The organism is Lactonifactor longoviformis DSM 17459 (assembly GCF_900129135.1).
GTDB lineage: Bacteria > Bacillota > Clostridia > Lachnospirales > Lachnospiraceae > Lactonifactor > Lactonifactor longoviformis.
On record NZ_FQVI01000010.1, the window covers coordinates 102058 to 127998 of the forward strand.

The 25941-nt window shown below is 48.4% G+C and carries 21 protein-coding genes; all 21 read left to right on the forward strand.

Features of this window, described 5'->3' with window-relative positions; genetic code table 11:
* The first annotated feature begins 7 nt into the window (after positions 1–7).
* The 21 genes from urtC (at position 8) to BUA56_RS23330 (ending at position 25936) form a co-directional block, all read left to right on the forward strand.
* Positions 8–1114 (forward strand): urea ABC transporter permease subunit UrtC, encoded by a 1107-nt coding sequence (gene urtC / locus BUA56_RS11200; RefSeq protein ID WP_072851707.1) that lies wholly within the window; start codon positions 8–10, stop codon positions 1112–1114.
* Between the two features lie 10 nt (positions 1115–1124).
* Positions 1125–1922 carry an urea ABC transporter ATP-binding protein UrtD gene (gene urtD / locus BUA56_RS11205; protein ID WP_242946762.1) on the forward strand — a complete coding sequence of 266 codons (798 nt, stop codon included), beginning with the start codon at positions 1125–1127 and terminating at the stop codon, positions 1920–1922.
* 14 nt (positions 1923–1936) lie between these two features.
* Complete coding sequence (gene urtE, locus BUA56_RS11210) at positions 1937–2623, forward strand: urea ABC transporter ATP-binding subunit UrtE (RefSeq protein WP_072851709.1); 687 nt, start codon at positions 1937–1939, stop codon at positions 2621–2623.
* A gap of 15 nt (positions 2624–2638) precedes the next feature.
* Positions 2639–3355: an urease subunit gamma gene (gene ureA, locus BUA56_RS11215; RefSeq protein WP_072851711.1), complete on the forward strand. Its 717-nt coding sequence runs from the start codon at positions 2639–2641 to the stop codon at positions 3353–3355.
* Entirely contained in the window at positions 3352–5070 is a 1719-nt protein-coding gene (gene ureC / locus BUA56_RS11220; RefSeq protein WP_072851713.1) for an urease subunit alpha, read from the forward strand. Before ureA ends, ureC begins: the two co-directional genes overlap by 4 nt.
* A 37-nt stretch (positions 5071–5107) precedes the next feature.
* Positions 5108–5632 carry an urease accessory protein UreE gene (locus tag BUA56_RS11225; protein WP_242946763.1) on the forward strand — a complete coding sequence of 175 codons (525 nt, stop codon included), beginning with the start codon at positions 5108–5110 and terminating at the stop codon, positions 5630–5632.
* Positions 5589–6368 (forward strand): urease accessory protein UreF, encoded by a 780-nt coding sequence (locus BUA56_RS11230; protein WP_341443418.1) that lies wholly within the window; start codon positions 5589–5591, stop codon positions 6366–6368. Before BUA56_RS11225 ends, BUA56_RS11230 begins: the two co-directional genes overlap by 44 nt.
* 39 nt (positions 6369–6407) lie before the next feature.
* A complete protein-coding gene (gene ureG / locus BUA56_RS11235) occupies positions 6408–7019 on the forward strand; it encodes an urease accessory protein UreG (protein ID WP_072851717.1) in 612 nt (203 codons plus the stop codon).
* A 4-nt stretch (positions 7020–7023) separates the two neighbouring features.
* On the forward strand, positions 7024–7842 hold the full coding sequence (locus BUA56_RS11240) for an urease accessory protein UreD (protein ID WP_072851719.1): 819 nt from the start codon (positions 7024–7026) through the stop codon (positions 7840–7842).
* Positions 7843–8198: 356 nt separating this feature from the next.
* Positions 8199–10190: an anaerobic carbon-monoxide dehydrogenase catalytic subunit gene (cooS, locus tag BUA56_RS11245; RefSeq protein ID WP_072851721.1), complete on the forward strand. Its 1992-nt coding sequence runs from the start codon at positions 8199–8201 to the stop codon at positions 10188–10190.
* 12 nt (positions 10191–10202) lie between these two features.
* Positions 10203–11165, forward strand: a complete 963-nt coding sequence (locus BUA56_RS11250; RefSeq protein WP_072851723.1) for an ABC transporter substrate-binding protein — start codon at positions 10203–10205, stop codon at positions 11163–11165.
* Complete coding sequence (locus tag BUA56_RS11255; RefSeq protein ID WP_072851725.1) at positions 11162–11932, forward strand: ABC transporter permease; 771 nt, start codon at positions 11162–11164, stop codon at positions 11930–11932. Before BUA56_RS11250 ends, BUA56_RS11255 begins: the two co-directional genes overlap by 4 nt.
* A 1-nt stretch (position 11933) precedes the next feature.
* Positions 11934–12707, forward strand: coding sequence for an ABC transporter ATP-binding protein (locus BUA56_RS11260; RefSeq protein ID WP_072851727.1), 774 nt, complete (start codon positions 11934–11936; stop codon positions 12705–12707).
* Positions 12708–12984: 277 nt separating this feature from the next.
* Positions 12985–14784, forward strand: a complete 1800-nt coding sequence (locus BUA56_RS11265; protein WP_084067860.1) for a cache domain-containing sensor histidine kinase — start codon at positions 12985–12987, stop codon at positions 14782–14784.
* The gene (locus BUA56_RS11270) at positions 14765–16366 is read left to right on the forward strand and encodes a response regulator transcription factor (protein ID WP_072851728.1); all 1602 of its coding nucleotides are present in this window, start codon (positions 14765–14767) and stop codon (positions 16364–16366) included. The genes BUA56_RS11265 and BUA56_RS11270 overlap by 20 nt, the downstream gene beginning before the upstream one ends.
* Entirely contained in the window at positions 16363–17622 is a 1260-nt protein-coding gene (locus BUA56_RS11275) for an ABC transporter substrate-binding protein (protein ID WP_072851730.1), read from the forward strand. The genes BUA56_RS11270 and BUA56_RS11275 overlap by 4 nt, the downstream gene beginning before the upstream one ends.
* Before the next feature lie 11 nt (positions 17623–17633).
* A complete protein-coding gene (locus BUA56_RS11280) occupies positions 17634–18257 on the forward strand; it encodes a YesL family protein (RefSeq protein WP_207650929.1) in 624 nt (207 codons plus the stop codon).
* A 217-nt stretch (positions 18258–18474) separates the two neighbouring features.
* A complete protein-coding gene (locus BUA56_RS11285) occupies positions 18475–19764 on the forward strand; it encodes an ABC transporter substrate-binding protein (protein ID WP_072851732.1) in 1290 nt (429 codons plus the stop codon).
* A 61-nt stretch (positions 19765–19825) separates the two neighbouring features.
* Complete coding sequence (locus BUA56_RS11290) at positions 19826–20716, forward strand: carbohydrate ABC transporter permease (protein WP_072851734.1); 891 nt, start codon at positions 19826–19828, stop codon at positions 20714–20716.
* Entirely contained in the window at positions 20716–21579 is an 864-nt protein-coding gene (locus tag BUA56_RS11295; protein ID WP_072851736.1) for a carbohydrate ABC transporter permease, read from the forward strand. The genes BUA56_RS11290 and BUA56_RS11295 overlap by 1 nt, the downstream gene beginning before the upstream one ends.
* Before the next feature lie 25 nt (positions 21580–21604).
* Positions 21605–25936, forward strand: a complete 4332-nt coding sequence (locus tag BUA56_RS23330; RefSeq protein WP_084067871.1) for a LamG-like jellyroll fold domain-containing protein — start codon at positions 21605–21607, stop codon at positions 25934–25936.
* The last annotated feature ends 5 nt before the right edge of the window (positions 25937–25941 follow it).

Consider the following 25941-nt stretch of genomic DNA (forward strand, 5'->3'; position numbering starts at 1 on the left):
TGTGAATATGAAGACAATGAAAAAAATCAAGGGGACGACGATCCTGGCAGCGGTCATCTTTCTGCTGCTGGCAGCCCTGCCTTTCTATATGCCCATGTTCCGTGTCAGCCTCTTTGGGAAATATATGTGCTTTGCCATCATTGCCCTGGGGCTGGATATGATCTGGGGCTATACCGGCATCCTGAGTCTGGGACATGGGGTTTATTTCGGACTGGGAGCTTACTGTATGGCCATGTACCTGAAATTAGAAGCGGCCGGGGGAAACCTGCCGGATTTTATGTCCTGGAGCGGGCTTGACCGCCTGCCTGCGGCTTGGGTACCTTTCGGGAATCCCGTATTTGCAGTGGCGATGGCAGTGGCGGTACCGGTACTGTTGGCGGTGATTATCGGATATCTGACCTTTACGAACAAGATCCGCGGCGTGTATTTCTCCATCCTTTCTCAGGCGATGGCAATGATTATGGGCACCCTGCTGATCGGAAGCCAGGCATTTACCGGGGGTTCTAACGGGCTTACTGACTTTAAGACCATATTCGGGCAGGATATCCATGCACCTGTGACGAAAATCGTTATGTTTTATGTGACCCTGCTTGTACTGGTGCTGCTTTTTGCCCTGTGCCGGTTCCTGACAGGCAGACGGGTGGGAAAAGTATTGATCGCTATCCGCGACGGAGAGAACCGGGCGGGTTTTGCCGGATATAATACAGCAAACTATAAGGTGTTTGTCTATGCCTTGTCGGCTTTTATGGCAGGAATCGCCGGAGCCCTTTACGTAGGGCAGGTGGGGATCATATCCCCGGCGGAGGTGGGAGTAGTCCCCTCTGTGGAGATGATCATCTGGGTAGCTATCGGCGGCAAGGGGACCCTCATCGGCCCTGTTTTGGGTGCGCTGGCAGTAAACAGCCTGAAGACAACAGCCAGTGAAAATTTTCCGGAGCTTTGGTCCTACTTCATCGGAGTCCTGTTTGTAGTGGTGATCCTCTGGCTTCCGGGAGGCGTGATATCCCTGAAGGAGATCCCGGGTAAGATACGGGCAAAGTTAAGGCTGCACAGGGAGGAGACCTCCTCCGCAGAAGAGAAGATTCCGGATAAGACTGCTGTAAGGAGCAAATAAAAGAGTCAGAATGGAGGGATTTAAGATGGAACAGCTCATGGAGAGAATGGATACAGGAGTTACACCTGTTCTGGATATTGAGGATGTCAGCATACAGTTTGGTGATTTTAAAGCGATCAAAGACGTATCTACATCCATCGGGAAAAACGAGATCCGATTCTTTATCGGCCCTAACGGCGCGGGAAAGACGACGATCCTGGACGCGATCTGCGGCAAGAATAAGGTATCAGACGGGAAGATCGTGTTTCACGGGGATTCCGGGGATCGGGATGTGACGAGAATGAAAGAGTATGCGATCTCAGATCTGGGAATCGGAAGGAAATTCCAGGCTCCCAGTGTCTTTGGGGGGATTACCATTGATGAGAACATGGAACTGGCTGTTGCCAGAAAACATTCCATTTATTCTACCACATTCTTAAAGCTGTCAAAGGAAAAAAGGGAATATATGAATCATATTCTGGAGTTCATCGGACTCAAGGATAAACGTTTTCAATACCCGTCAAGTCTTTCCCACGGGGAAAAGCAATGGCTGGAGATCGGGATGCTTATGGCGGCAAGACCAAAGCTCATGCTGCTGGATGAGCCTGTTGCGGGCATGGGACGAAGGGAAACAGAAAAAACAGCTGAGATGCTGAAGAATATTAAGAAGGAGTGTTCCATCATAGTGGTGGAGCATGACATGCAGTTTGCTAAGGATGTCTCAGATACCGTGACCGTCTTCCATGAGGGGACGGTGCTGGACGAGGGCACGATGGAGACGGTACAGCAGAACCAGCAGGTCATTGACGTTTATTTAGGAAGAGGCTGAGAGGAGGCAGGAGAATGTTTCAACTAGAAGGGCTATACGCAACCTACGGAGAGGGGATGGTCCTGCGCCATGTGGATTTAGAAGCGCCGAAGGGGCGAATCACTTCTTTAGTCGGGCGGAACGGAGCCGGCAAAACGACTACACTGAGGGCGGTTATGGGACTGGTGAAGACGCCGCAGGGGAAGATTAGTTTAGACGGGCGTGAGCTGCAGAAGCTACCCGTATATGAGCGGGCGAAGCGTGGAATCGGCTATGTGCCGCAGGGAAGGGAGATATTTCCGCAGCTCACCGTGGAAGAAAACATCCTCCTGGGTCTGGAAGCCGGAAATGGGAAGGGCGTAATTCCGGATTTTATTTTTGAAACCTTTCCCATATTGCAGGAGTTTCTGCACCGCAAAGGCGGGGATCTGTCCGGCGGACAGCAGCAGCAGCTTGCAATTGCCCGCGCGGTAGTATCCGGACCTAAGATCCTGATCCTGGACGAACCCACCGAGGGGATACAGCCTTCTGTAATTCAGGAAATCGGGCGGGTTATCACAGAACTGAAGTCTAAGATGGCCGTGCTGATCGTAGAACAGTATCTGGAATTTGTCCTGGATATCGCAGATTACTGTTATGTCATGGAGAACGGCAGAATCATCATGGATGGGGAGCCGGAATGTTTAGACCAGGACCGCCTGCAGGCTACTATGTCACTTTAAGGGGGAGGACCGGGGATGAAACTGACACCAAAGGAACAGGAAAAACTGATGCTGCATATGGCCGGAGAGCTGGCAGCACAGAGAAAAAACAGGGGATTGAAACTTAATTATACAGAAGCGGTGGCTTATATAAGCTCTCGGCTTCTGGAAATGGCAAGGGACGGAAAGTCCGTAGTGGAGCTGATGGAACTGGGACGGCAGCTTCTGACAGAAGCGGATGTGATGGACGGCGTGAGTCCGGTACTTGGTTCCGTCCAGGTAGAAGCAACTTTTCCGGATGGGACCAAGCTGGTGACAGTCCACGATCCCATACAGCCCAAAGAGGGGTATGAAAGCGCTCCGTGTCATTTTTTGCAGCCGGGAGAAATCATGCCCCAGGACAGGGACATTATATTGAATCAGGGGAGGAAGACGAAACAGATACCGGTTGCCAATACGGGGGACCGACCAATTCAGGTTGGCTCCCATTTTCACTTTTTCGAGGTGAACCGTCTGCTGGTGTTTGACCGGCCGGAGGCATTTGGATACCGTCTGGATATCCCTTCCGGAACCTCGGTACGGTTTGAACCGGGAGAGGAGAAGTGCGTTAATCTGGTTGAGCTCGGCGGCAGGAAGACTGTCTACGGCTGCAATGACTTAACACAGGGAAGGACGGACTCCAAAGGGCTGGAACAGGCGATGGAGCGGGCGGCCGGAAAATCCATGCTTCAGGATGAGGAGGTGAGAGGATGAGCTATCGTATCAGCGGCAGAGAGTACAGTATGATGTACGGCCCCACAACGGGCGACCGGGTGCGCCTTGCAGACACCTGTCTGCTTGCACGTGTTGAGAAAGACTATACCACCTATGGGGATGAGATTAAATTCGGAGGCGGAAAGACCATCCGGGACGGCATGGGGCAGTCCGTGAAGACAACGAGGGCAGACGGGGATTTAGACCTGGTGCTTACCAATGCCGTGGTCATAGATTACACCGGAATCTATAAGGCGGATATCGGAATCCGGGACGGCAGGATCGCGGGGATCGGAAAAGCAGGAAATCCGGATATTATGGACGGTGTGACAGAAGGAATGACGGTGGGCGCGTCCACGGAGGCCCTAGCGGCGGAGGGGATGATCGTGACTGCCGGAGGCATCGATTCCCATATCCATTTCATCTGCCCCCAGCAGATTGACTGTGCCCTGTTCTCCGGGATCACGACCATGATCGGAGGCGGTACCGGCCCGGCAGACGGGACAAATGCCACCACCTGTACCCCCGGCCCCTGGAATCTGGCCCGGATGCTGGAGGCAGCGGAGGAATACCCCATGAATTTAGGCTTCCTCGGAAAAGGCAACTGCTCCGACGGGGCTGCTCTGGCAGAACAGGTGGAGGCCGGAGCTATGGGACTGAAGATTCATGAGGACTGGGGAGCTACTCCTGCGGTCATTGACCACTGTCTGAACGTGGCGGACGAATATGATGTGCAGGTAGCCATCCATACGGATACACTGAATGAAGGCGGCTGTGTGGAGGATACCCTGGCGGCCATTGCCGGAAGGACGATCCACACTTACCACACGGAAGGAGCCGGAGGCGGCCATGCGCCGGACATCATCCGGGCAGCAGCAGCACACAACATACTTCCCTCTTCTACGAATCCTACTATGCCATTTACGGAAAATACGCTGGATGAACATCTGGATATGCTGATGGTCTGCCATCATCTGGATAAGAATATACCGGAGGATGTTGCCTTTGCAGACTCCAGAATCCGGCCTGAGACTATTGCGGCGGAGGATGTCCTGCACGATATGGGAGTGTTCAGCATGATGAGCTCCGATTCCCAGGCTATGGGCAGGATCGGGGAGGTGATCACCCGGACCTGGCAGACCGCGCATAAGATGAAGGAAGAGCGGGGGCCATTAGAAGGGGACAGAGCAGAGGATGACAACTGCCGGATCAAACGGTATATCGCCAAGTATACCATCAACCCGGCGATCACCCACGGCATCTCTGATTATGTGGGGTCCGTAGAGACAGGCAAGCTGGCAGACCTTGTCATATGGAACCCGGCATTTTTCGGCATAAAGCCGGAGATTATCATAAAGGGCGGCATGATCCTTGCTGCCAGGATGGGGGATGCCAATGCTTCTATCCCCACCACGGAACCTGTGATGTATCAGCACATGTTCGGAGCACATGGAAAAGCAAAGTACCGTACCTGTGCCACCTTTGTGTCAGAGGCGGCGGCAAAAGCCGGGATCCGGGAAAAACTGGGCTTGCAGAAGATGATACTTCCGGTACATCACACCCGGGATATTTCAAAGAAATGCATGGTATATAATGATGCGACCCCGGAGATTACCGTGGATCCGGAGACTTATGAGGTGAAAGCAGATGGAGTGCATCTTACTTCTAAGCCCGCCGGCAGTCTTCCTCTGACCCAGCTCTATTCCCTGTTTTAACTTTATCAGGGAAATCCCTGGAATTCCGCATATCCGTTTGACGGAGAGGGAAGATTATCGTGAAAGTGAGGAAAGCGCTATGATTTTGTGTGAGGCTGTCCTGGGCAGTGTAAACGAGGACAAATTTAAAGAAATGACAGTGGACTATGTGGATATTGAATGGCATGAAGCATTCAAGCGCATCCACCAAAAAACTACCCGGCAGGGACGGGAAATCGGAATCCGACTGGGGACAGAAATCCTGACGAAAGGCCTGCGGGAAGGAGACGTCCTGTGGCAGGAGGGGCAGGAAGTGATTGCCGTGCAGATTCCAGCCTGTGAAGTGATTGTTATTGACGTAGACAAAGCCCACCGGGAAATGGCTTACAAGGTGTGCTATGAGATTGGAAATAAACATGCTGCCCTTATAAAAGGAGAGGAAGAGCTGCAGTTTATCACCCCGTATAATGAGCCAACCATACAGCTCTTGAAGAAGCTGCACGGAGTACAGGCCAGAAAAGAGGTAAGGAAACTGGATTTTGACCGGGCAGTTTCGTCAACGGTCAGCAGCCATACCCATTGATTTTGAGGCAGTATCAGACTACAGGGGCTTTGGAAAGGAGCTGGAAATGACAGAACAGGCAAAGGCGTATCTGCTTCTGCAGATAAATGATGCACTTTTTCCCATTGGGGGATATTCTCATTCCTACGGTTTGGAGACCTATATTCAGAAGGGAATCGTTACCAGTGAGCAGACCGCCGCCGTCTATATCAGGCAGATGCTCCTTTGCAGCCTGTGTCCCAACGAGTTGCTTGCCATCCGTATGGCGTGGGAGGAAGCGGGGAAGGAAAATCTGGAGAATATTGCGGAGTTGGAGGAGATTATCCATTGTTCCCGTTCTGCCAGGGAAGTGAGGCAGGCAGGCGAAAAATTGGGGTCACGTTTTATCAAGACGGTAAAAGCGCTTTCCGTTGATTATGAGACGCCTGTATTTCTGGATTACACGAAACTGTCCGGTCCGAAGACGCATTGTGTGGCTTACGGTGTTTTTTGTGCCGCCGCAGGGATTACCTGCCAAGATGCATTGCAGCATTATCTGTATTCCCAGGCTTCGGCCATGGTGACAAACTGTGTAAAGACCATCCCTTTAAGCCAAACCGCCGGACAAAAGCTTTTATTTGAGTGCCATGGGGTATTCGGGCAAGTGATGGAGAGACTGGAGAATATGGAAGCGGAGGAATTGGGAGCGGCTGCGCCGGGATTTGAGATACGGTGTATGCAGCATGAAGGACTGTATTCACGGCTTTATATGTCATGAAGGAAAGTCAAAAGCAGAAGATATAAAGGGAGTGGAGTTATGTCATATGTAAAAATAGGAGTAGCCGGGCCTGTGGGGTCCGGCAAAACCGCGTTGATTGAGATTCTGGCCAGAAAGATGGCGGCAGAGTACAGCATCGGCGTCATCACGAATGATATCTATACAAAAGAAGACGCGGAGTTTTTGTGCAGGAAAAGTATTCTGCCCAGGGAGAGGATTATCGGCGTTGAAACAGGTGGATGTCCTCATACAGCTATACGGGAGGACGCCTCCATGAACCTGGAGGCTGTGGACGAAATTACAGAACGCTTTCCTGATGTTGAGATCATTTTTATTGAAAGTGGAGGGGATAATTTGTCCGCCACTTTCAGTCCCGAGCTTGCCGATGCCACGATCTTCGTCATTGATGTGGCGGAAGGAGATAAGATCCCCCGCAAGGGAGGCCCGGGTATCACCCGGTCGGATCTCCTTGTCATTAACAAGATCGATCTGGCTCCTATGGTGGGGGCAAGACTGGATATTATGGAACGGGACTCTAAGAAAATGAGAGGGGATAAGCCGTTTTTATTTACCAATATACGGGATGATGAAGGCGTGGACCGGGTGGTTCAATGGATCAAACAGTGTGTGCTGCTGGAAGGGGCCGGGTGATGTCATGGAAGAGAGCAAAAATGCCTACGGAAAGGTGTCCAAACTGCGGGTCGTAGCCGGAGAAAACGGCGGAAGAACCTATCTGAAGGAACTGTCATTTACTGCGCCTTTTAAAGTGATGTCCCCGTTTAAGCTTCCTGACGGGGGCATTAGGGTTATGCCCCTTATGGCGTCTGCAGGCATTCTGGAGGGAGACAGACAGAAGATCTATCTGGAAACGGAATCCTGTGCGGCAATGGAATGCGTATCTCAGTCCCATGAGAAGATCCACAAAATGAAAAATGGCAGTGCCGGCAGGGAAACCTGCCTGAGGGTGGGGAAGAACGCTGTCCTGCTGTACCGTCCCCTCCCTGTGATCCCTTTTGCAGAGTCTGCCTTTCGGGGGCACACTGAAATCTGGCTGGAGGATCTAAGCAGCAGCCTGTTTTACCAGGAAATTGTATCCTGTGGGCGGGCAGCAAGAGGCGAGCGGTTTGACTACCGGCATTATTTATCTCTGGTAGAGGCATGGCGGCACGGGAAACTGATATACAGAGAAAACAACCGGTTCTATCCAGACCTGAATGCTATGGAAGATGTGGGAATGTTTGAAGGGTATTCCTACCTTGCTAATCTCCTGTTCTTTCACGAAGATGCATCCGGATGTATCGGAAAAATCCGCAGGCTGATTGAGGAACAGCAGGAAATTTCCGGCGGTGTCACGCTTACGGCTGAATCGGATGTGGCAGTGCGTATTTTGGGCAGTCAGGTACAGAAGTTACAGCAGATATGTGACAGGATATATGCAATTGTGAAAGAGAAGACTGGTTTAGGCACGATATAGGGGAGAAAAATTTTCATAAAAACATGTTGACAAAATCTTCCAATAAATATATACTACAAAACATATAGAAACAGTAGGAAATGGAAGAGGGAAAATCATGATTCAGAAGTATAGGACTACAGGAAAAAGATATATATGTGTTATGTGCTGCTGTATGTGTAAAGATACAGAACCTTTTTTTGCATGTATCCATATGGTTCCTGATCCTGATGGGAAGATCTGAGTTATATCCTACATAGGTTTGCGAGTGATGCGGATACCGGAAAGGGGTGTCCGTTTTTTCCTGTCATATTGATAGTTAAAAAAACTATCCGGCATCGTCTTTATCGACCCAATAGACTAAAGGAGGAACATACATGGAGAATCATACAGTTATTGCAGAGAGGCACGCACATCATCACCACGGCGGGATGGACGGGTTTCATGATTATACGGAAGCCGTGAACGCCTACCGGAAGACATTTCCAGACAAGCAGCAGGTTCTGGAGCAGACCCCGGATCCGGCTGTGAGGGAAATGCTGCTCCATCTGCAGGAGATGGGAGTGGAGACCGTATTTGACCGGTTCGACAGCCAGCAGCCCCAGTGCCCCTTTGGGATTGCCGGGGTATGCTGTAAAAACTGCTATATGGGTCCTTGCAAGATCACAAAGAAATGTCCCCGGGGTGTCTGCGGGGCGGACGCAGATGTAATCGTTGCCAGGAATATGCTCCGGGCGGCAGCGGCAGGCGCAGCAGCCCACGGGGCAAGGGGACGGGAGAGTATGCTTGCCCTGAAAAAAGCGGGGGAGGGGACATTAGACATGCCCATAGAAGGGGAAGCGAAGATCCGGGCCGTATGTGATATCTATGGGATAGATACAGAGGGAAAGAGCATAAACAGGCTGGCGGCGGAAGTGGCGGATATTTTACTGGAAGATCTGTCCCGGACTGTCCCGGGTGCTCACCGTACACTGACGTCCTTTGCACCGAAGGAAAGACAGGAGGTATGGGCGGCGTTGGATATCCTGCCAATCAGTGTATACCACGAGGTATTTGAGGGTTTGCACAGGACCAGCACCGGAACAGACGGGGACTGGAGGAATATCATGCAGCAGTTCCTTAGGGTAGGCCTGGCATTTGCCTGGACCAGCTGTCTGGGAAGTTCCATCGCCATGGACAGCCTGTATGGGCTGCCCAAGAGAAGCAGGTCGAAGATGAACCTGGGAGCACTGAAAAAAGGGTTTGTCAACATAGCGGTCCACGGCCATTCTCCGCTGCTGGTCAGCGAGATTGTGCGCACCGGGCAGTCAGAAGCATTTCAGGAAAAGGCAAAAGCAGCCGGAGCAAATGGAATTCAGTTCTACGGGATCTGCTGTTCCGGGCTTTCCGCCATGTACCGCTATGGAGGAGTGATCCCCCTCTCCAATGCAGTTGGTTCGGAACTGGTGCTGGGAACAGGTGCACTGGATCTGTGGGTGGCAGATGTACAGGATGTGTTCCCTTCTATTATGGAGGTGGCGAAATGCTTTAAGACAACTGTTGTTACCACCAGCGATTCCGCGCGGCTGCCGGGAGCGGAGCACTATGCCTTTGACCACCACCACTCCAATCTGGAGGAGATTCATGGCCTGGCTGTGAAGATTGTGACGCGGGGCATAGAGAGTTTTCAGGCACGCCGGGAGGTGCCCGTGTTCATCCCGAAATATGAAGTGGAGGCGGAGATTGGGTTTTCCGCTGAGTTTGCCGCAGAACATTTCGGCGGGCTGGAGACGATTGCTGAAGCCCTGAAGGATGGAAGAATCCTTGGTATTGTAAATCTGGTGGGATGCAGCAATCCCAGGATTATTTATGAAAAAGCCGTGGCAGAAGTGGCGGATGTCCTGCTTAAGAACAATGTATTGATTCTGACCAACGGATGCGCGTCCTTTCCGCTTATGAAGCTGGGATACTGCTCGGTAAAGGCCCTGGAACAGACGGGGGAGGGACTGAGAAACTTCCTTACTGATGTACCCCCGGTATGGCAGATGGGGGAATGCCTGGACAATGCACGGGCTTCCGCACTGTTTTCCGGTGTGGCGGCGAAAAGCGGCCATGCAATCAAAGACCTGCCATACGCTTTCGTAAGCCCCGAGTGGTCCAACGAAAAAGGCATCTGTGCGTCGCTGGCTTTCCGGCTTCTGGGCATGAATTCCTACCACAGCGTCTATGCGCCCACCCAGGGTTCGGAAAAAGTGTCAAAGTTCCTGGAACATGGAACAAAGGAACTTTTGGGTTCGGAAATGATTGTGGATGTTGACCATATGGCCCTGGCGGAGCGTATTGAGAATGACCTGAAAGAGAAAAGAAAAGCGCTGGGCTGGGATTCATAAAAAGGAGACGGAATGAAGAGAATAAAAGCATTTGCTGCATTTCTGACAGTGGTTTTACTGCTTGGCAGCGCATTATACTATAAATATGATCAGATACATGCCGATTCAGGGAAAGAACAGGTGACTTTGAAAATAGCGTATCTTCCAATCACCCATTCCCTTCCGCTGTTTAAGACAAAGGAACTTTTCGATGGAGATGTGAAAGTGGAACTGGTGAGGTACGGCGGCTGGGGGGAACTGATGGACGCCCTGAATACAGGCAGGGCAGACGGCGCGTCCGTGCTGATTGAACTTGCTATGAAGGCAAAGGAACAGGGAATCCCCCTGGAACTGGCTGCCCTTGGGCACCGGGACGGGAATGTGGTCATAACCAGGCCTGACATTACCCAGGGAGACCAGCTTCGCGGAAAAACCTTTGCCATTCCAAATGAGCAGTCTTCCCACAATATCCTGCTTCAGGAATTGCTGCAGAAAAACGGACTGTCCACAGAGGATGTGCAGATACTTGAGATGGCGCCCGCGGAGATGCCCTCCGCGCTGCAGAGCGGACAGATTGACGGGTACTGTGTGGCGGAACCATTTGGAGCCAAAGCGGTAAGCGCCGGGATAGGCAGAGTATTTGCCACATCCAGAGAACTGTGGGAGGATTCCATATGCTGCGGGATTGTATGGAATAAGGAGTCGGTGCAGGGGAAAGAAAAGGAAGCAGAGCGGTTTGAAAGGACGTATCTGCAGGCAGGCGACAGCATGACGGATGAAGAAGCAGAGACTCTTGCTGAGAAATATCTGGGCCAGGAAAAGGAAGTCGCCCGGCAGTCCCTTGCCTGGATTTCCTTTGAGGACTTGTCTGTAAGCAGGCAAGCATATGATACCTTATGTGAAAAAGAGAGGGCTTTTGGCCTGAGCCAGAACCCACCTTCTTATGAAGCATTTGTTAAGACACAGGGAGAGCAGGGAACAGGAGGCAGAAAATGAAAAGAGTAAGGACGCATGTGATTCCGTTTGCCGTATTGCTTCTCGGCTGGCAGCTTCTGGCATGGGCCGGCATCTTCCCTAAGAGCCTCTTCCCAGGCCCGGGGGAAGTATTTCATGCACTGGCGGACCGGGCGCTTTCAGGAAAGCTTCTGCTGGATGTGGGCGCCAGTATGTACAGGTTTCTTATTGGGTATACCTTTGCTTCCATCCTGGCAGTCCTTCTGGGGCTGGCTCTTGGCTGGCTGCCCGGAGTATGGAACTATATGAATCCGGTTATCCAGATACTGCGCCCCATATCTCCGGTGGCCTGGCTTCCCTTTATTATCCTGTGGGCAGGGACAGGGGATGTGCCGGCCATAGTGATTATCTTCCTGGCGGCGTTTTTTCCGGTTCTGCTCACCACGGTCAGCGCGGTGGGGAAACTGGATCCCGTATATAAGAAGATAGCCGGTAACTTTGGGGTGGGGAAGATAAAAACCCTCTTTGGGATTATCTTTCCGGCATCCTTTCCCCAGATTGCATCAGGGCTCCATCTGGCATTGGGAACTGCATGGATATTCCTGGTTGCAGGGGAGATGGCCGGGGCGCAGTCCGGTCTGGGGTACCTGGTATCGGACGCCAGGAACAGTCTGGAAACGGATCTTCTGATGGCGGCAATCCTGGTGATCGGTATTTTAGGGCTGGTTTTGGATATACTGATGCGCTATGGGGAGGAGCAGGCAGGAAAGATATGGGGATTTGAGACTACACAAGGAGGCGGGAACTGATATGAGCCTGATAGAAGTGAAGGATGTATCAAAGGAGTATATGCAGGAGGAAACACAATTCCGGGCGCTGGACCATGTATCGCTGTCCATGGAAAAAGGGGAGTTTACCTGCCTTCTGGGACCCAGCGGCTGCGGAAAGACAACCCTTCTCAATGCCCTGGCAGGATTTGAAAGTGTGGATAGCGGGAGTATCCTCATTGACGGGAAAGAAGTAGAGAAGCCTTCCCCGGAGTATGTGACCGTTTTCCAGCATTACGGCCTCCTGCCCTGGAAGAGTGTGGAGAAAAATGTCATGATGGGCCTGCTGGCGAAAAAGTGGAAGAAGCGTGAGGCGGCAAAGACGGCAAAAGATTACCTGAAGCTGGTAGGCCTGGAGCGTTTTAAAGATTTCAGGCCCTCCCAGCTTTCCGGTGGAATGCAGCAGCGGGTCTCCATTGCCAGGGCATTGGCGGTAAAACCGCAGATTTTATTCATGGATGAGCCGTTTGCCGCACTGGACGCCATCACCCGGCTGCAGATGCAGGACGATATCCGCAGGATTGCAGAGGAAGAGAACATCACCGTTGTTTTTGTGACACATGATATTGAGGAAGCCGTGGCGCTTGCAGACAGGATAGTGGTCATGACACCCAATCCCGGAAAAATCAAGACCATTATCCCTGTCCCTTTTGGAAAGCACAGGGACAGGACATCCGACGATTTTCTCGTGGTCCGGGATAAGGTGTTTGATGCTTTTGGGATGAAAGAGGAGGAACGGATTGAATATTATTTGTGAGGAACCGGGAAAAAAATTTCCGTGCAGCATGTCCTTACAAATGTTGTTTTGGAAGACAGTTATGAAATGATGATTACATATTGCCAGAAATTGAGGCACAAAAGGGGCTTTTTTCACAGCCCCTGTTTTTTTATTTACGAAGGAGAGTCTCTGTGTATTGCAACAGTGTCAAGAGATATACTGTCAAAATAGTCCAAGTCTATATGATAAATTGTTCTATTTTCTTAGCATTACATAAATGCTATAATGAAAACGGTTATAAGAAGGGGGATAGAAGATGAAATTAAGATTGAAGATTTTGTGTATGTGCCTCGGCTGTACACTCATAGCGTTAATTCTGCAGACAATTTTATTTCAGGAAACATCTTCTGGTATTATATATGACAGGGCTAAGGCAGAGAGCGCTAATTCATTGCAGAATATGCAGAATGAAATCTACACTTTTATCAAAAACGTGGAAAGCAACCTGATTGAAGTTTACAGTGAAAGAGAACTGATCGAAGCGCTGAAGGAACAGGAAAGCATAGAAAAATTGAGAAAAGGGTTTTATAGGAAAGCATATGAGATTGCGACTACCGGTTTTGAAACAGGGGACAGTGTGGTATCCATGTATCTATACACCTCAAAAGACGAGATAATCAGTACATACCGCAGGGCCATGACGCCAAAACATAATTATCCGGCAGACATTTATGGAGATGAAGATTACTGCAATGCCAAAGCGGTGAAAAATTTTGTAAATTCTACGGAGAATGGTATGCTGATCTCCAGCTATTATAACCAGTATAGGGAGACAGATATTGTGCGGTTCGTGCTGAAGCTGTTTGATAACCGGAATTACAAACAGGCTATTGGCTATATTGTATGTGATGTGGACAGCAAGGCAATCCGCTCCATTATGGATAAGTACAGTACAGATAATACCATGTATATTTGGCTGCAGCCTATGGATGACCGTCCGGTAACTTCTATCGGCAGCCTGAGTAAGGACGAAGAAATAGAATATCAGGAGATATCCACTCAGATTCTGCAGGGAACACAGACAGGACAAATGGCATCCGGGTCTGCAAAACAGGAGCTTTTTCAAGTAGAGCAGAATAAGTATGACCTGACGGCATATTCCCTGATGCCCCGGGAACTTTTGGAACAGAACCAGCGGGCGCTGACGGTGAACCTCCTCTTGATTGGGGTGGTTATGGTCGTTGCTGCCGCTTTTCTGACATTTATACTGTCGCGGAGCATGACAAGGCCGCTGGAAGAGCTTATGGTTACGATAGAAAGGATTAAAGGCGGAAACACCTCTTTGCGTGCAGAGATTAAAAATAAGGATGAGATTGGAATGCTTGGACAAAATTTTAATGAAATGCTGGATCAGATGGAAGAACTTTCCGAAAAAGAAAAGCAGGCAAATGAGCTGTTAAACCAGGCAAAATACAAGGCGCTGCAGGCACAGATCAATCCGCATTTCCTGTATAACACACTGGATACGATGAGCAGCATTGCACAGATCAGAAACTGCCAGGAGGTAAGCAGGCTGAGCCAGTCCCTTTCCAATATTTTCCGCTACAGCCTGAATATGAAAGACCCGTTCTCTACATTGTCGAAGGAGATCATACATCTGAAGAATTACTGCTATGTAATGGGCGTGCGGATGCAGGATAATATACAGTATACTTATGATATTGATGAAAGCGTGCTCCAGAGCAGGGTACCAAGACTTTCCCTGCAGCCTTTGGTGGAGAATGCACTCAATCACGGCCTGCGTAATAAGCGGGGGGAAAAGTGTGTAAGGATTCAGGCAAAGGCAAAGGGCAGCAGCGTGGTGATCTGTATATCAGACAATGGAGTCGGCATGGATGCGGATGCATATAACAGACTGCTGCAAAAAAATGATATCCAATTTATAGAAGAAGGCAATTCTATCGGCCTGCATAATATTAATGCCAGGCTGAAGATGCTGTACGGAGAATCTTATGGGCTCCACATCATAAGTACCATGGGCGAAGGAACTGAAGTTTGCATGGAAATACCCAGGGATAAAAGGACGGAAAAAGAAGATGGAAAAGCAAAAGTATAAGATATTGATTGCAGACGATGAGTTTTGGACAAGAGAAAAACTCCGGCAGATGATTGAATGGGACAGATATTCCCTGGAATGCCTGGAGCCGGCGCGGGACGGAGAGGAAGTCCTGAAGCGCCTGGAGGAGGAAGAACCTGACATCTTGATTACGGATATCAATATGCCCTTTATCAACGGGGTAGAACTGCTTGAGATCGTGAAAGAAAAGTATCCGGAGATTGTAGCCTTTGTAGTGAGCGGGTACGATGACTTTGAGTATGTCAGGGGAACCTTTTTATCCGGTGCGATCCACTATCTGGTAAAGCCGGTGACGAAGATTGACCTGGTGAATGCCATTGTAAAGGCACTGGAAATCATAAGTGAGCGGGAAAACGAAAAGCTCAAGCTGTTGAAAGCGGCATCCCTGATCCAGGACAGGGAGTTCAGCCAGCTGATTGAGAAGGAGGAGGTCCCCTATGTGCCAAACCTGTCTATGAACAGCGGGATTGAGCTGGCAGGGATGAGCCTCATGCTGATAAAAATCCATAATCTTTCCGCTGTCATAAAATACAATGACTATGATATGAACTTATTCTCTTATAATATAAAAAAGGAGATCCACCGGATCATCCATACTGACGAAATTATAATTTTTAACCATATTTACCGTTCTAATGAATTTATAGTCATAACGGAATTGGGGAGCCGTGAACTGGTGAAGCTGGCAGAAAGGCTGCGGATCTACTTTTCAAAGTTCCCGGGTACCTGCCTTACCTTCTGCATCAGCGGGCATTCCTATTCCATGGACAGCATCCACATGGCATATGTCGAATCGGTGGCCCTGCTTATGACCAGGACATACTGCAAAAAGGATGAAATCATATTGTCGGAAAAAAAAGATGAGATGAATAAGGACCGCAGGAATGCCAGGTTTACGGGAGAACAGGAAAAAAGAATCCAAAATTTTCTGAAATCCCAAAATGCAGCTGCCTTAACGAAGGTTGTTTTAGAGGAGATTGGATTGAGACGGTGTGAGAAAGAAACGTGGGGATATCTGGAGGTGCGCCAGACAGTAAAGCAGGTTATGAATGTATTTGCAGATTTCGCTATGCAGGAGCAGAGACATAAACAAGCAGTCGATATTGACAGCTTAATGGAATCAGCAGATAAGGCAGTGGAAAGCCTCGATGGGGAAGCGGTATGCGAAGCAGTGCAGAATATGATAGAGTATCTCGTCCCTGACAGAAAGGAAGCCCCTACGGATACCATGCGGGGGATTGTCCGGCAGGCAGCCGCATATATTGACGGCCATTATTTTGAGGATTTGACGCTGGACTCTTTAGCGAAAGCTTATAATGTGGAAAATTCTTACTTTTCCAAGATGTTCCGCCAGGAAATAGGGGAGAACCTGATTCTTTATATCACGAAAAAAAGAATCAGTAAGGCAAAGGAGTATATGGCTGAAAGTGATATCAATCTGACGGAGATCGCTTTTATGGTTGGATATGATGACTACACTTATTTCAGCAGGGTGTTTAAAAAGAATGAAGGGATAAGCCCTAGGGAGTACAGAAACAGACATCTGGAGGATGAACATTGAACAGAAAAAAACTTTTATTACTGACGGCTGTGATAGTGCTGCTGACAGGATGTGCACCTGATAAGAGCACCGGCGTAAAAGAAGACAAGATAATACTGACGGTTCTGGCAGGGCAGTCTACCTCAGATGCGGGAATAGAGGATATGGTCAACGAGTGGATGGAAAAGGAATATCCTCAGGTGGAGCTGGAATGGGAATGTGTAGACTGGGGTGACCGGTTTGAATCCCAGATGAGAGGAAGGCTGGCATCGGGGGATATTCCGGATATCATAATCGGAAAGGCACAGGATGTGAAGGCGTATGCGAAAACAGGGCAGCTTGGAACCATATCTGAAGACTGCAGTGCTAAGATCAAGGAAAGTGCACTGGATTCCGTTACACTTGACCATCAGGTGTATGGCCTGCCATATAACTTTTGGTACCAGGGCGTGATTTATAATAAAGATATTTTCGAGCAGCTCTCTATCGAGGTTCCCCGGACAACGGAGGATATGGAGGCGGCTGTAGAGAAGCTCAAAGCGGAGGGCATTGTGCCGTTTGCAGTACATTTTCAGGAGAGCTGGAAAGTGGCGAATATGACGATGCAATATATGATGAATGAGATTTTTAAGTATGACCCGCAGTGGGGGGAGCGGTTTAGGAGAGGGGAAGTGGATTATACCAGGAATGAGGATATCATGCGCTGCATGGAAAACAACCGGATGATTCTGGATGCGTCATGGGAAGACGCACTATTGTTGGATCAGTTTGAGAGCGACAGCAGATTCACGCAGGGAGAGGCCGCTATGTATCTGACAGGCTCATGGTCCATGCAGTTTGCCAATCAATATGGAAAGACCATCCGGTTTGGTATCTTCCCCTTTCCCAATAAGAAGGGGGATGCGGATCTGATCAGGGAAACCAACCTTACTTTCATGAAGAGTGCAGATACAGAGCATGACAGCCTGATTGATGAGATCTTTTATTCACTGCTGAGTGACAGACAGCTTACCAGTGAAATCCTGGAATTTACACAGGCCGATTCCGTTGTCGAGGGAATGGAGTCTGCTTATAAGAGTAAGATACAAGACGATATTGATACATATGAAGAACAGGGAAGAGTGATTGACGTTTCCACTGGAAATGCACAGCTGATATGGAGTTTCCAGAACCGTGTGGCGCAGGAACAGCTGGCATGGCTGAAGAAGGAAAAGACACTTGAGGAGGTGCTTGAATTTTCGGATGCAAACAGGGCCGCCAGTGCTTATGAAGAATAGGGGGAATAATGATGGGAAACATTTTTGATCTGGATAGTCCGTTGATGGATGTGATGAACAAGATTATGAATACAGTGATACTAAACATCTGTTTTTTGCTCAGCTGCCTGCCGCTGGTGACAATTGGGGCTGCGGTCACTGCACTATATTCGGTAAACCTTAAAATGGTAAAACAGGAAGAGTCCTATGTATTTTCCGCTTACTGGAAGTCCTTTAAAGTAAATTTCAGGCAAAGTACATCCTGCTGGCTTGTGCTGGCAGCAGCAGGTGCAGTCTTTTATATTGATTTTTCAGTAATCAAGAGCTTGTCCGGCAGTTTGCGGATGCTGCTGACAATAACGACTGTTGTTTTATTTTGTGTTTTTGTTATCGTAATCCTGTACGTTTTCCCATATATGGCCAGGTTCCAGGATGATTTTCTTACCTGTTTGAAAAATGCTTTTATGATTGGAGGGGTAAACCTTGGTTATACGGCTGCCATGCTGCTGATTACAGCTGCATGTGTGATGGTTACTTTCTTTCATGTGGAATTTATGCTGCGGGCAATTTTTATCTGGCTGGTAGGGGGCTTTTCACTGCTGGCTTATATCAATTCGATTTTTTTCAGAAAGGTATTTGATAAATATGCAGCTTAGTTTTATCAGGCAGCACAGATGGATTGCAGGCTTTGGCCGGTAATCAGTATAAGGAAACCTTTTGGTAGTGTGCATTACCGAAAGGTTTTTTTATGTTATTTTGGGGAATACAAAATTGTACAACTAATTTTTTCTATATCATCCTATTTCTTGCAGTGAGAAAAATTCTATAATCATATCATCAAGTTAACCAATAAAAATGCAGGAGGAACGGGTTATGAAAAGAAAAAAAGTGCTTTGTACAGTATTGGCTGCAATGATGATTGCATCAATGGCAACAGGATGCGGCGGAAACGATGATGGCAAAGCAGGCGGGACTGAGAAAAAAAGTGAGGGCGAAAAAGTAACACTTACCGTGCTGGCCGGACAGTCCACAACGGATGCAGGAATTGAAGACATGATTGATGAAGCCCTGGCCGAAAAGTATCCGAATATTGAGCTGGAATGGGAGTGTGTAGACTGGGGCAATGACTTCCAGCCAAAGATGCAGCAGTATATGCAGTCGGGATTGCCAGATATTATGATTGGTAAGGCACAGGATGTATCTACATATGCACCGCAGGGTGTTCTGGGAGAAATTGACAGTAAGTATGTGGACAGAGGACTGGATGCGGCAAGCGAAAACGTTACAATAGACGGAAAAACCTATGGTCTTGTATACAACGCACTGTATCAGGGTGTGTATTACAACAAGACGATGTTTAAGGAAAATGGATGGGAAGTGCCAAAGACCCAGGAAGACTTACAGAAAATCATTGATGACTGTAAAGCAAAAGGAATCACACCATTTGCCAGCCACATGGTAGATACCTGGTCCATCGGTAATGTCACCATGCAGTTCGCCATGAACGACGTGTTCAACAATGACCCTACCTGGGGAGACAAGTTTAGGGACGGAAAGGTATCCTTCTCAGACAGTAAGGAAATGCAGACGGCATATGAGTATAACAAACTGATTTATGACAATACATTCCCGGAGACCTTCTCCACAGAGCAGACAGACTGTGATGCAAAGATGGTACAGGGAGAAGCGGCTATGAAGGTGTCAGGCTCCTGGTCAATCCAGAATTTCCTCGATATTGACGAGAACTTTGAGTTCGGAATCTTCCCATTCCCGAATCAGACCGGGGATTCCAAGTTAATCTTTGAGCCGAACATTACTGTTATGACAAGCAAAGATACGAAGCATCAGGAGGAAGTCAATCAGGTTCTTGACCTTCTTACAAGCGACAAAGACCTGGCGGTAGATATTCTGGACTACACAAAGACAGCTTCTATGCTCAAGGATGTAACACCTACATTCAAGAATCCAAGTCAGGAAGACATCGATAAGTATGCTGAGGAAGGGAATATCGTGGATGTAACGCTTGGAAATAACCAGCTCGTATGGGGTGGTTTCCAGGAGGAAAATGCAAAGGACATCGCGTCTTGGCTCCAGGGAGACCTAAGCTTCGAGGATTGCCTGAAGGCCTCTGACGGAAGAGTGGGCGCCAGCTCCGCAAATTAGCAAATAAATAGAAAAAGAGGGGGAGATATCTCCTCCTCTTTTTTAAAAGGGAGAGAGTACAATGAAGAAAACAAAAAAAGGAACAATGGAACAAAGAATGTTCCGCCAATATTTACTGCTTGTCTTACCGGGATTCATCATCTTTACGATTGGGCTGATTATTCCTATGTTTATGGCGGTGCGGTATTCATTCACAAGCTGGGACGGAATGTCTGCGGAGAAAATCTTTGTAGGCTTCCAGAACTATATTGATTTATTTAAGGACTCAAATTTTAGGGATGCCTGGCTGTTTACGATTAAGTTCACCATTGGCAATACAATTATTCAGAATATCGTAGCACTGTTATTTGCAGTTGCACTGGACAGTGGAATTAAGGGACAGAAAATATACCGGACGATTTTATTTATCCCGTGCCTGATCAGTGCGGTTATTGTCGGTTTTGTGTGGCTTAAGATGTTCTCAAATGTGCTTCCGGCCCTGAATGACTTGTTGGGAACCAATATCAATTTCCTCCTGTTCGGGAAGAAGGAAACCGTACTCAGCGGTCTTCTGATTGCGAATAACTGGCAGTGGATCGGATATTGGATGCTTATATATCTGGCAGGGCTTCAATCAGTACCGGCCGAATTATATGAGGCGGCAAAGGTTGACGGGGCAGGAGCGGTTAAGAGATTTTTTAATGTAACAATCCCAATGCTTGCTCCGGCAATTACAATCTGTGTGGTAGGTATCACAACCGGTTCACTGAAAGTGTACGACTTACTTGTATCCTCCACAAAAGGGGGCCCTGGCAGGTCTTCCACATCTATGATTTACGAAACATATACAACGGCTATTAACGGAAGACAGTATGGCTATGGTTCGGCAATGTCTGTGACACTTGTAATTGTACTTCTTCTGGTTGCACTCATACAGGTAAAGGGATTAAAGAAGAGGGAGGTGCAGGCATAATGTTTAGGAAAAAGGAAAAAGATGATATTCAGGCGCAGCCATACACGAAAAAGACATTTGGCGTGCAGATCATTATGACGGTGGCGGCAATCGCGTTCATTGCGCCAATCTTTATTATCCTTAATTATTCCTTTAAGGGAAAGCGGGAATTATACCTGAGCAGCCCGCTGTCTTTACCGGAAAGCTTTAATCTTGAAAACTATGTGAAAGCATTTGACAAATTAAATCTGGCGACTACATTTACCAATACGTTCATCTATACGGCGATAAGCGTATTGATTCTCGCCATCTTATGCGGAACTACGGCATGGGCGATTGCAAGATGCACCCATAAATTTTTTAAATTCTGCTACATATACTTTATTGTGGGAATTCTGATTCCGTATCAGGCATTATTCCTTCCGATTTATATGATTGGATATAAACTGCATCTGACAAATACGAGATACGGGATTATATTCATGTATGTCGCGACGGGAGTGTCGTTCGGAGTATTCCTGATGAACAGTTTCATGTCCACGGTTCCACTGGAGCTTGAGGAAGCCGCTAGAATCGATGGATGTTCTGTCATCCGCACGTATATCTCAGTGGTTATGCCGATTCTCAAACCGGCCATGGCAACGTTAATTATCATGCAGGCATTCCAGATTTGGAACGACTACCTGCTGGCGAGTCTGTATGTCAGCAAGAAGCAGTTAAAGACTCTGACGGTAGCGATTCAGTCTCTGTTTTCGGCGCAGAGCAGTGATTACACAACAGCTATGGCGGCAATCGTAATTTCCGTGCTGCCGATTGCCATATTGTTCCTGAGCCTGCAGAAGTATTTTATTAAAGGTATGACAGTCGGAGCCGTAAAGGGTTAGGGAACAGGAAAAAGGAGAGAAAGGGATGAAGAATAGAAAGCTTAAAAGATTTTCGGCATTGCTTTTGGCGGTAACGATGGTATGGCCCTCTTCAATTAGTTTTGCTGAAGGAGAGGAGACGGTAACTGTACCGGAGCCGTATTATGAATTTACTTTTGATGAAGGAGTGAATGGGACCGAAATCGTGAATCAGGGCACGAAGGAAGGAGCAACGGCACAAATTGGAGGCGCAGGGGAAGGTCTCGGCGTTGTGGACGATGTACAGAGAAGCTCCAAGGTGCTCAACCTGCCCGGGGGCGGACTTAATCAGGGGTATCTGACACTGCCTGATAATATGTTTGAAGATGTAACCGATGAAGGTTTTGCATTTTCATTCTGGATTGATGTGGATGAGAGTGCGGTTCATTATAACCGCATTTTCTCTGCATCGCCTATAGAGCTGAATTCCAACAACGGAGACGGTGGGAAATGGAACGCCCCTGAGTTCACCTTTGTGACAGGAGGCACAGACACTGCTTCAGGTGCTTATAATACTTCTATTATGATGTCTGACCGCTCAAGCCAGATGAAACTTGTGTGGGACAGGCCGTTCACGAAGGGGCAGTGGCAGCATGTGACTATCAGCGTAAGCCCGGATACGTATGACGTATATCTGGATGGCGAACAGGTAGGCACAACGGACAAGAATGGGAACCAGGAGCAGATATTACAGTCATTATTCAAAAATAACGGTGAAGAACTGAAAAAATACACAAACAATGCAATCGGCCGTTCTGTATATTCTACAGACGCGGATTTGAAAGCGAAAATCGACGAATTCCGATTTTACAATGTGGCGCTGACAAAAGAACAGGCGAAGAAGGCATATGATTCCTATGCAGTCGGCTTCGATAAGCTGGAACAGCTTAAGGCAGAGATTGAACAGGCAAAGGAACAGAGTATAAGCTATTATACAAGACAGACGTATGAAGCGCTTCAGACTAAAATTGCAGAGGCCGAAGCTGTTCTTGCCAATCCGGTCACGGAGTCTAATGTAGATAATATGATAGCAGAACTTAAGGCAGCGGCAGGCCAGCTTGAGTATTATGAGGGCGTGACGGCGGATACTGTGTTTACGAATGCCCAGCTTCAGGCGGAGACGGGAGAGGCTGAAGAGCTTTTAAAGCAGAATGCGCTGACGGATGAAAGTAAAGAGGCATTGAATACGACGGTGGAAGCAGCAAAAGGAGTACTTGAAAAAGGCGAGGCCGCAGGACAGGATGCCGTTGATGAGGCACTGGTTAATCTGCGCAAGGCAGCAGGAGAAGCAAAGTATAAGGCGGCTCTGCATTTTGACGCATCACAGAATACAGGAGATTTACTCCACGGTTCCACAGGCTTTCTCTATGGGGTCAGTGAGGTAAATGTACCATCCATTGATTTGATAAAAGCGATCCAGCCTAAGATACTGGTTCAGAAGGCGGCGGACGGCAAACAGCATCCCTCCGGGGACGGATATCGTCTGACAGACTATCTGGATGAGTGCGGCGTGGAGAATATACAGATATATCTTCAGGATTATTATCTTCAGTGGCCTTATGAGAATACCGGCATAGGGGATTATCAGGAAAAGGTCCGCACCGTTGTCACAAAGATGGTGGAGGGAAAGTCAGATGAAGAGCTTGTGGGATATAGCTTTGTACTCTTTAATGAACCGGATAATATCTGGTACGGAAGTAATATTAGCAAATTGTGCACAGACTGGAAGACAATATATGATACCGTAAAGGGAATTAATTCTTCCCTGAAAGTCGCAGGCCCGAATTTTGCAAGCTATAAGTCCGGTGCGTACAAACAGTTTTTCGAGTTCTGTCAAAAGAACAACTGCCTGCCGGAATATATCACGTGGCATGAATTGCAGAAGGATAAGCTGACATCCTTTAAGTCCCATTGTGATGAAGTAAGAGGGTACGTGGATACTTATTATGAAGGTTCCGGAATTGACCCGATTCTCTTTGTGAATGAAACCGTGAACTTTGATGATGTGGGGACACCGGGTCAGCTGGTGAACTGGCTTGCAATCTTTGAAGAAGAGAAGATATATGCTTCCCTGCCTTACTGGGGACTGGCAAACAGCTTAAACGAGCTGGCGGCTGAGAATAATAAGCCGAATGGTGCATGGTGGACCTATAAGTGGTATGCACAGATGACAGGACACACCATACCTATTACGTTAGAGAACATAGGAAACCCAAGCGCATACGGAAGACTGTACGGACTATCCAGTGTAGACGACAGCAGTAATATGATATACACGTTGTTCGGCGGACAGGCCGGAAGCCAGACGGTCTGCATTGATAATATTAAAAACACCGACACATTCAAAGAAGCCGACAGCGCGCACGTTAAAATATACCGCTCCAAGTATACGGGACATCATGGTTTTGCAGACGATATTCCGGCTGTGTTTGAGGGGGATGTAAAATTCACAGGCAGCAGCTTGGTATATACCGTAGAAAATGCGGAACTGATGGATTCCTATTATGCGGTAGTGACGCCTGCAACCGGGAAAGAAGGCACGGCTGTGGGAGCATGGCAGGAAACCTATGAAGCAGAAGACGCGGCTCTGCTTGGAGGGGCATCGGCATTTACGAAGACAGGAGGCAGCGACCTGGCCCGTTCCAACCGTGCGGAGGTTGGCGCCATGAACGCGGAAGGAGATGGGGTGGAATTCTCTGTGGATGTGCCGGAGGACGGAACATACCGTCTGAATGTATACTATTCCAGCCAGGCTCCACAGGTAGACCCTATGAGTCTTGAATATGTGGAGAATGGCGGACAGAACCGTGCTATAGGAGCGATTGTAAATCATAAGCTGAGTATAGACGGCAAAGAGCAGCAGGAGATATCCTATGACTCCACTGTCAAATGGGGCTATTATAATTATAAGACCGTTTATGTCGACCTTACGGCAGGAGCCCATCAAATTAAGCTAACCTACACCGGGGAAAACCAGAACGGGAAACAGGTGAATTCCATGCTTTGTGCGCTTCTGGATAAGATTGACCTGACTAAGGTAAGGGAGACAGAAGGGAAGATTGTAGTGGAACCGGAAGAATTGGCAGGAACAGAGGAAGGATTCTCACTTTCCCAGGAGAATGGAGACTATACAGGAGCAGGTTATGCGGCAGGGAGCGGGGATTTTAGCTTCTATGTCTGTGCACCGAGAGACGGATATTACAGCATATCTTCCGACGGCAGCGGAAGTGCGGTGCTTAGTAAGAGCTCCATGCAGTATGCGGCGGATGCCAAAGCGGAATCCGAGGTTGGCGTGACATGGAAAGAACTTCAGACACTTACACTCGGTAAGGACAATGCGGGTATCATCTATCTTGCGGCCGGAATGAATGAGCTAAAGCTTAGCGGCGACGGACTTGTTCTGGACCAGATAGTATTTACAGAGGACAAAGATGCCACGGAAAAAGGAACAATTGTTATTGAGGCAGAGGATTGTGAAACATCCGGAACCGATGCAGAGGATGGATATAATTACCTCAGAGGAAGTACGGCAGTACCTGAAATAACAGAAAACAGCTATGCTTCCGGGGGGAAGGCAGTAGAAGGATTCCGCGGAGGCAAGGATAATGTGCTCAGCCTTAAGGTCAATGCAGAAACCGCAGGCGACTATAAGCTGTCTGTATTTTACTCCAACGATGAGCCGGCGCCGGTAATGCAGAAACAAGATGGCAGTAATTATGTACATCCGTACAACACAGATCTGGTGGAGAGATATGCCCAAATCAGCGTGAACGGAGGAACACCGCAGACGGTTTATTTCAGGAATACATTCTGCTGGGACGTATATAAGAATGTTGTGCTGGATGTATCCCTTCAGGCGGGAGAGAATACGATAACATTTACCAACGATAATTCTTACAAATTCAGTGCGGTACAGGATGACTTTACCCCGCGGCTCGATAAGTTTGAGATATCTGCTGCTGTGGCAGGAAGCACGGTAGTTCCAGACAACCCGGATACGCCGGACAATCCGGACACACCAGACAACCCGGACACGCCAGACAACCCGGATACGCCGGACAATCCGGACACACCAGACAACCCGGATACCCCGGACAACCCTGATACGCCGGACAACCCGGATACACCAGACAATCCCGATACGCCGGTTAATCCGAATACGCCGGGTAATTCAGGCACACCAAATAATTCAGGTACTTCGGATAAGCGGGCAACAGGCATCAAAGATAAGGTTAATACGGGAGATACCGCAAATGTACTGCCATACATATGTATTATGGTGATTATGGCAGGAGCTATTGTTTCCGTGGTTATAATCAAAAGGAAAAAACGCAGATAAAGAAA

Bases quoted from the DNA above. Each gene is read 5' to 3' on its own strand.
- ureA (WP_072851711.1), top strand. From the start codon at position 2,639: ATGAAACTGACACCAAAGGAACAGGAAAAACTGATGCTGCATATGGCC.
- urtE (WP_072851709.1), top strand. From the start codon at position 1,937: ATGTTTCAACTAGAAGGGCTATACGCAACCTACGGAGAGGGGATGGTC.
- BUA56_RS11255 (WP_072851725.1), top strand. From the start codon at position 11,162: ATGAAAAGAGTAAGGACGCATGTGATTCCGTTTGCCGTATTGCTTCTC.
- urtD (WP_242946762.1), top strand. From the start codon at position 1,125: ATGGAGGGATTTAAGATGGAACAGCTCATGGAGAGAATGGATACAGGA.
- BUA56_RS11285 (WP_072851732.1), top strand. From the start codon at position 18,475: ATGAAAAGAAAAAAAGTGCTTTGTACAGTATTGGCTGCAATGATGATT.
- BUA56_RS11240 (WP_072851719.1), top strand. From the start codon at position 7,024: ATGGAAGAGAGCAAAAATGCCTACGGAAAGGTGTCCAAACTGCGGGTC.
- BUA56_RS11280 (WP_207650929.1), top strand. From the start codon at position 17,634: ATGGGAAACATTTTTGATCTGGATAGTCCGTTGATGGATGTGATGAAC.
- BUA56_RS11295 (WP_072851736.1), top strand. From the start codon at position 20,716: ATGTTTAGGAAAAAGGAAAAAGATGATATTCAGGCGCAGCCATACACG.
- ureC (WP_072851713.1), top strand. From the start codon at position 3,352: ATGAGCTATCGTATCAGCGGCAGAGAGTACAGTATGATGTACGGCCCC.
- BUA56_RS23330 (WP_084067871.1), top strand. From the start codon at position 21,605: ATGAAGAATAGAAAGCTTAAAAGATTTTCGGCATTGCTTTTGGCGGTA.
- BUA56_RS11270 (WP_072851728.1), top strand. From the start codon at position 14,765: ATGGAAAAGCAAAAGTATAAGATATTGATTGCAGACGATGAGTTTTGG.
- BUA56_RS11290 (WP_072851734.1), top strand. From the start codon at position 19,826: ATGAAGAAAACAAAAAAAGGAACAATGGAACAAAGAATGTTCCGCCAA.
- urtC (WP_072851707.1), top strand. From the start codon at position 8: ATGAAGACAATGAAAAAAATCAAGGGGACGACGATCCTGGCAGCGGTC.
- cooS (WP_072851721.1), top strand. From the start codon at position 8,199: ATGGAGAATCATACAGTTATTGCAGAGAGGCACGCACATCATCACCAC.
- BUA56_RS11260 (WP_072851727.1), top strand. From the start codon at position 11,934: ATGAGCCTGATAGAAGTGAAGGATGTATCAAAGGAGTATATGCAGGAG.
- ureG (WP_072851717.1), top strand. From the start codon at position 6,408: ATGTCATATGTAAAAATAGGAGTAGCCGGGCCTGTGGGGTCCGGCAAA.
- BUA56_RS11250 (WP_072851723.1), top strand. From the start codon at position 10,203: ATGAAGAGAATAAAAGCATTTGCTGCATTTCTGACAGTGGTTTTACTG.
- BUA56_RS11265 (WP_084067860.1), top strand. From the start codon at position 12,985: ATGAAATTAAGATTGAAGATTTTGTGTATGTGCCTCGGCTGTACACTC.